The organism is Methylobacterium sp. 10 (assembly GCF_000519085.1).
GTDB lineage: Bacteria > Pseudomonadota > Alphaproteobacteria > Rhizobiales > Beijerinckiaceae > Methylobacterium.
Genome location: NZ_KI912577.1, coordinates 1,481,683 through 1,489,277, shown reverse-complemented (window position 1 = coordinate 1,489,277; position 7,595 = coordinate 1,481,683). Strand labels below are relative to the sequence as shown.

3 protein-coding genes are annotated in these 7,595 nt (G+C 62.8%); all 3 read right to left on the bottom strand.

Going from position 1 to position 7,595, the window contains the following annotated elements; genetic code table 11:
* The coding region (locus tag K368_RS26520) for a calcium-binding protein (RefSeq protein ID WP_197030987.1) at nucleotides 1–1,948 on the bottom strand (1,948 nt) is incomplete at its 3' end.
* Between the two features lie 566 nt (nucleotides 1,949–2,514).
* Entirely contained in the window at nucleotides 2,515–4,251 is a 1,737-nt protein-coding gene (locus K368_RS24090) for an HWE histidine kinase domain-containing protein (RefSeq protein ID WP_051439788.1), read from the bottom strand.
* 123 nt (nucleotides 4,252–4,374) lie between these two features.
* Nucleotides 4,375–7,323 carry a PAS domain-containing protein gene (locus tag K368_RS0106790; protein WP_245259525.1) on the bottom strand — a complete coding sequence of 983 codons (2,949 nt, stop codon included), beginning with the start codon at nucleotides 7,321–7,323 and terminating at the stop codon, nucleotides 4,375–4,377.
* Nucleotides 7,324–7,595: the final 272 nt, after the last annotated feature.

Sequence of the window (7,595 nt, the reverse complement as noted above, 5' to 3'; positions counted from 1 at the left end):
TGACGAGATCGGCGCCTGTGCCGTCGCTCGCCTCGATAGCTTTGTCGCCGGCATTGTCGACGATGTAAGTGTCCGAGCCGGCCCCGCCGATCATCATGTCGGCCCCGGCCCCGCCATTGAGGACGTTGGCTGCGCCGTTGCCCACGATCGTGTTGGCCAGCGCGTTGCCGGTGCCGTTGAGGGCAGCCGTGCCGACCAGCGTTAGGTTTTCGACGTTGACCGCCAACGTGAAGCTGACGGACGAGCGGACGATGTCGGTGCCGGCATTAGCCGCCTCGACGACGACATCCCTGGCGTTGTCGACGACGTAGGTGTCGTCGCCGACGCCGCCCTTCATCTGGTCCGCGCCCCTACCGCCATTGATGGTATCGTTGCCGGCCAAACCGAAGATGACGTTGTTCCCTTCGTCACCCGTGAGCTGATCGCCGAACTCGCTGCCTTCGAGGTTTTCGATGTTCAGGAGGCGGTCTTTCTCCGCCGGGACTTTTGTTATGACGGGAGGGGGGGTGATGATGACTCCACCCTCGGAGGGGAAAGGGTCTGGTTGAAACACGATCGTCTTCTCCGGAACGACCGCCTGCCAGTCCTGCTCATCGAGGGACACGATCACGCCGGCCTTCGCCGATTTGTAGCTCGCGATGTCGATGCCGTCGCCGCCGTCCATACGGTCGTCACCGACGCCGCCGTCGAGCCAGTCTTTGCCCGTGCCGCCGATCAGGATGTCGTCGCCGCCGTTGCCGTGAAGGGTATCGTTGCCGTCGCCCTCTGCGCTGTACACGATCCCGCCGCCACCGCCCCGGAGCGTGTCGCCGCCTTGGCCACCGAAGAGAGTGTCGTTGCCTTTCAGGCCCTCCAGGGTATGAGGGACGAGCAACTTCTCACCCCATTTGGTGGTGATTACATCGAGACTTGAATCAATCTGAATATTGTTGTCATCGCTGTTTGTACCCTTGATATGCTGACCTTGCGTCAAGCTCATCAGGGCAGCGGCAGCCTTTTCGAGTTTTTCAATGCCTCTTGCTTCTCTAAAATAATTGTTGAAGGTATCTTCTTCTAATTTATTGAAATCAGTTAAAAAATTCGGTTTTGTAGTTTGCTCGACAGGTGCGCGCCTTACGTATAGGTCCTTGATGGCACTATAATCAGTCACTTCTCTTAAAGATTGAAATCCGTTGCCCGAAATGAGGGTTGAAGCATCGAGCATCTGCTGTACCGATGCAGTCCCCTTATCCCCTGCGAATATTTCGGCCTGAAAAATCGGTCCGGACGCCGGCTCGTAGGAAACTCTGATCCATACCTGCGTGAAATCACCGGCTTGCCTCTCCCAAACATCGAGCTTGGCCGGCATATTGTTCTGGGCGGTCTCTTCGAACTTTTCGATGCCCGTGGACAGCGATTCAATAGCCGTTCGCAATGTCCCTTTGTATTGTTCGCTAGACGTTGCCCCATCGCCGATCTCGCGGATGACGGCGATTCGAGTGGTAATTGCCGATAGCAGCGCCGGAACGGCAATGGCGGCATCAGAGTTACTATCCAAGAGATAGTTTTTCGCCCGCGTGACCGCAGATGTCGAGAGTCTTTCTGCCTCAAACAGGTATTTACCGGCTAGTTCAGGGTCGCTTGTTGTTAAGTACTGATGAACGTAAGATTTAGCATCGTCTACGTCGGACTTGATATTTGACAGAATATTTTGATCTATATCATTTCGAACTTCATCGACTGCCGCAAGAACCTTTTTATTCAGCTCGACGATCTGATCGAGCTGCTCGCTCATATCATCCAGGCGTTCCACGGTCGGATCCGTGTCTGCACCACCAAAGAGTTGGGTCAATTCTTTAGGGAGTTCAACACCAGGAATCAGCGAGACCAAGTTAACTGCTAAATTCGCAACGTTCAAAGCCGCATCGAAATATTCGAACTTTAGCCCTTTGCTTCTAAAATCGGCCATTGTGCTTTCCCCCTCCAGGTTCACTATTTTGAATGGCCTTAGCTCAATTATCGACCAACGCATACGGAGTAAAGTTACTGACCCGCTCGAAACTCTTGTCGCTGCGTCTCATCGCGTCACTTTATGCCATTGAGCAGCGTTTCGGCCTGCCTCGGATCGACAGCCAGTTTTGCTGATGGCGGCTTTGAAGACTTGCAAAGGGTGACTGCAATGGCTTTCCCGGGAGGGAGGCGCAGTGTCGGCTTCGGGACGAAATCTCCAGGACCGCTTCCCACCCCAAGCCGAAGTTGTCGGATGGCCGACGAACGTCCGCTTCGGAGAAGCGATGACGGCGGTCCAGGCATCTGGGTTGGGTCGAAGGCGGAACGTCCGCTTAAGGCTGGAAGGTAAGGATCCGCTCCCCACCCAACTCCAACCTTCCCATAATCAAGCTGATTGAGTTCAGACCCTAGGTTTTATAACGACGAACACAAATTGAAGCGGCCAGGCACGAAACGAATGAGATGGGCTGCCGATGGACGTCCGAAGAGAAGGCGGGATCCCGGTCGGAAACGCGAACCGCGCAACTAGGCGGCAGTTCGCGTTGAGGTAGTATCGCCCGGCCTGAACGAGGTGAAGCGGTCCTGGGCGTCGAGGGGCACATCAACCGTGCAACGCAGGCCCTCGGGCTCGAACGCCAGCCGAACCATGCCCCCGAGCTCGTGGGTGATGCCACCGGTGATCAGGCGCGTGCCGTAACCCCGCCGACGCGGCTCAACGACGGGAGGACCGCCACTCTCTCGCCACTCCATCGCCAGCCTGGCCGCCCCGCTTTCGCCGTTGACGACGCGCCAGGCGATGTCCACGCGCCCTTCCTCCGCAGAGAGCGCGCCGTACTTGGCCGCATTGGTGGTGAGTTCGTGCACCGTCATGCCGAGCGCGAGGACGTAGCGCGGTGACAGGTCGATGTCGGTGCCGTCCAGCTTGAAGCGGTCCTCCTGGCCCTCTCGGAAGGGCGCCAACTCGTTCTCCAGCACCGTGCCAAGCGAGGCCCCGGTCCAATCGTCCCGTGAGAGCAGGTCGTGCGTCTTCGACAGTGAGAGGATGCGTCCCTCTAGCCGCTCGTCCGCGGCATCGCCCCGACGCGATTGACGGGCAAGGGACTGCACCGTCGCCAGCGTGTTGCGAACCCGATGATTGAGCTCATGCAGCATCATCGTCTGCCGCTCCTGCAACAGGTGGCTGTGGGAGATCTCGGAACGCAGTTCGCCCTCGTGGCTCTGCAGAGAGGCCGCCATGGCGTCGAACGCTTCCCCTAGCTGACCGAACTCGGACGGGCCCGAGAGGCCGGTCCGTGCGCTAAGGTCACCGGATCGCCACTCCGAGGCTGCCCGCAGTAGGCGCCGTACGGGGCGGCGGATCAGGACACGCCCGGCCAGCAGTGCAGCGGCCAAGGCCAGGAAGGCGCCAAGGAGAATCAGGATGACCCCTCGTCGGGTCGCCGCGTCGATGTCCGCGAATGCGGTCTTGGGCGAGAGGCCTACGGCGACGGTCACGGATTCGAGGTCGTCCGCGGTCGCTGCCGCGATGCCGGTGATGCGCATGTTCCCACGTAGACCCGGAAGGTCGATGACCTTGCCGCGGTTGGCCGTGATCGCTGACCAGAAGTCGGGAGGCAGGGGCTTGCCGACCCACTCCGCGTGGTCTGGTACCCGGATCAGGATGGAGCCCTTCCGGTCCGAGACCGTGAGCGTGGCATTTGGAGGCAGGCCGGCCCGCGCCTGATGTTCGGCGAGATGGTCCAGGTCGATGCTCGCGATCACGACACCCTCAGGGCGGTCACCGGCCCCGGGTATCGCCTGGGCGAACTGCAGTGTTGGCCTCTTGGTGATCCGGCCCGTCACGAAGTCACCAATGGCGAAGCCGCCTGTACGCATCGCATCCTGGAAATAGCCGCGGTCGGCAAGGGTGTAGGCCCCTCGCGCCGAGCCCAGGGTGTTGCAGACTATGCTGCCGTCTGCGTCCGCCACCCCGAAGAAGAAGGCTCCGGGCACCTTGCCGAGCAGGGTCTTCAGGTAGGCCGTGCAACTCGCCGGGTCCTTATCCTTGATCTCCGGAACCTCGGTGAGGATGCCGAGCACCTGGCGGGTGCCACGCCCGAACTGGCCAAGATCCGCTGCGACGCTGCGAGCCGCGCGCATCGCCTCGTTGCGCACGGCCTCGCCCCGCGCGGAGCGGAGCGCGTATTCGTTGTAACCCTGGATGGCGAGGGCGGGCACGAGTGCCAGCGCGACAAGGCCCACGATGCGTTTGGTCAGCGGCATGAAGGAATCAACCGTGCTCCTCGGCTCCCTGGCCGTCGGAAATGGAAGTTCAGGCCGGAGACATAGGCGGCGCGATGACCGTACCCAGGACCGGCGGCAAACCACTTCGGGGTGATATCCACCTCAGGCCGCATTGCTGTCGCGCTGCTCCTGCATCGCCGCAAGCGAGGCTTCCAAACGGCAGACGAGACCGGTCGAGGCGTAGGTGAGCCTCACCTCGCCGCCCACCTCCGCCGCGAAGCTGCGCTCGATAAGGCGCGAGCCGAAGCCACGCCGGGTCGGCTGGGCCAGGATGGGCGGCCCCCCATGTTCGGACCAGGTCAAGCAGAAGCGTGGGGTGTCCCCCTCGTGCACGACGTGCCAGCGTAGGTCGACGGACCCCATTTGGTTCGAGAGGGCCCCGTACTTGGACGCGTTGGTGGCGAGCTCATGCAGGGCAAGCGCCAGCGAAAGGGCGGGCTTGGCGGCGAGGCGCACGTTGGGGCCGCTCGCACGGATGCGCTGGGCCTGGGCTTCACGGTGCACGGCGAGCGCACCTTCCACCACCTCGGAGATGGGTGCCTCGGTCCAGCTCGATGCCGTGAGGATGTCGTGGGCACGCCCCAGCGAGATCAGGCGAGAGGCGAACGCCTCGCGCATCTCGTCGACATCGGTCCCGCCGCGCAGGCTTTGGCTGGCGATTGCCTGCACCAGGGCGAGGGTGTTCTTAACCCGGTGCTGAAGCTCGCCAGTCAGCAGGCGCTGCTCCTCTTCCGCCCGCTTGCGTTCGGACATATCGAGCATGGCGCCAATCATGCGCACAGCCTTGCCGTTGGCGTCCCGAATGACGTAGCCGCGGTCGAGGATGGCGGCGTAGGTCCCATTCGCACGCAGGAACCGGTACTCATCCATCCAACCAGAGCCTTCCCCCTCGATCACGGCGTAGATGCTTGACTTCACGCGTTCCACGTCATCGGGATGGATGTGCTCCTTCCACCAAGAACCGCTCGGTCCGACCGCCTCGGGGGCATAGCCGAACAGGGTCTGCACCGCCTCGTTCCAGAGGATATGGTCCGTGCCCAGGTTCCAGTCCCAGATAGCGTCGTTCGTCGCACGGGCCGCGAGACGGTAGCGTTCCTCGGTCTCCCGCAGCACCTGTTCCGCCAGCCGGCTTTCGGTGACGTCTCGTGCCGTGCCGATAAGGCGTACCGGCCTACCGTCCTCGAAAAGGGTCTGGCCCTTGGCGTAAACCCAGCGTTCGACCCCGTCCTCGGGGGCTACGGTGCGATATGTAACGTCGTATGCGCCGTCGCCATCTGGATCGATTGCGGCAGTCACCGCCGCGTTGCAACGATCCCGGTCATCCGGGTGCAAGCGCGACAGGTAGACGTCTAAGTTGACCGTCGCGTCCGGCCCTAGGCCGAAGAACGAGCGGGTGCGGAAATCCCAGTTCAACACGTCTCCGATGAGGTCGTAGTCGAAAACGCCTGTCCCGGTCGCCTCGACGGCGAGGCGTAACTGCTCCCGCGCCTTGCGGAGGTCGTCCTCGGTTCGCCGGCGGTCGTGGATATCGCTGTTGCTGCCGAGCCAGCCGGCCACCGCGCCGGCCCCGTTCCGCATGGGCTCGGCCCGGATCAGGAACCAGCGATAGGCGCCATCGGCCCGTCGCAGGCGCGCTTCGGTGTCGAAGAGAACCTCCCGCCCACGTGCCTCTTCCCACACCCGCATCAAGCCAGCCTGGTCATCAGGATGGATCACGGCGGTCCATCCCATCGGCAGGGATTGCTCGGGTGTCTGGCCGGTGTAGGCGTACCAACGGTCGTTGAGGTAGCTGAGGCTTCCGTCAGGATTGCCGAACCAGATGACGGTCGGCGAAAGCTCGGTCAGGGTCTGGAAGCGCTCCTCTGCGACCTTACGCTCGTGGATGTCGAGCGAGGTACCGATCCAGCTGCGCACGGTCCCATCTGCAGACCGCATCGGACGAGCCCGCGACAGGAACCAGCGATACTGTCCGTCGCCTCCCCGCAACGGAAATTCCACCTCGTATGGCTGCCCCGACGCGGCCGCTACCAGCCAAGCCCGCCGCGTGGGCTCCCGGTGATCGGGATGGATGGCTCCGAGCCAACTCGCCTCGCCGATCTGGCCGGCGGGCAGGCCCGTGTAGTCGTACCAGTAGGCATTGCAGTAGGTGACGTTGCCTTCGGCATCGCCGAACCACACGACCTGCGGGCTGACCTCGACCAGCGAGCGATACCGAAGTTCACTCGCCTCAAGGGCCGCGTTGTCCTCGCGCTGCCCTGTGCGGTCGCGCAGGATCTTGAGGAAGCCCACAACCTGTTCGTCGTTGGACCTCAGCGGCATCGTCTTGCCGGACGCCCAGAAACGGCTTCCATCCCTGCGCAGGTGCCAGCGCTCGTCGGGGGCGCTGCCGTGCTCCAGCGCGAGCACCCTCTCGGTCTCCGGTCGCCCTACGGCGCGGTCCTCGGGCGTGAAGAACACGGAGACCGGTCGGCCCAGTATCTCGGCCTCGCTCCAGCCGAGCACGTTCTCGGCACCGGCGTTCCATCTGGTGACGTTTCCCTCCGGGTCGGTCGCGATGATGGCGTAGTCCGTCGCGCTATCAAGGATGCGCTCGTGGAGCAGGCGCTGCTCGGCGTGTTCACGAAGCGACCGGCGCAATTCCATCTGGGCCATGGTCTGTCGCGCGAGCCGTAGCAGGCCCTTGCGTTGCCGGTCGGTGAGGTCGTGCGGCTTGGTGTCGAGGACGCAGACCGTGCCGATGGGGTGCCCTTCGGCCGTCTTGAGCAACGCACCGGCGTAGAAGCGCAGGCAGGGGCCACCGGTGACGAGGGGGTTACCCTCGAACCGCGGGTCTCGGCTCGCGTCCTGGACGTACAGGAAGTCTTCTTGAAGGAGGGCTTGGCGGCAGAAGGAGGAATCGAGCGGCGTCTCGCGCACGCCCAGGCCGACCTCCGCCTTGAAGAACTGGCGTCCGTCCCCGATCAGGTTGACCACACCAATGGGGGCATCGCACAGCTCGGCGGCGGCCTCGGCGATCTCATCGAAGTCGCTTTCCCGCGGGGTGTCCAGCATACGATAGCTGTCCAATGCCTGAAGTCGCGCGGTTTCTCTGTGCTGGGTCGAGCTCATTGTAGGGTCACGCTTGCGGGCAGCGGATCGTTCCATGGCACCTGCTGGCATCGATGGCCTGGACGGCCTCAAGGCACAAGGAAATCGTACCGTCGCATGACATCCTCGCCTACCGGACGCGAGGCTCGCACGCGGCGAATGGCGGTCCTATGCGCGGACCCGCATGCCGTGCGGATCGATGTCGGGGCATTGCATCTCAGGGCCTTGGATGACGG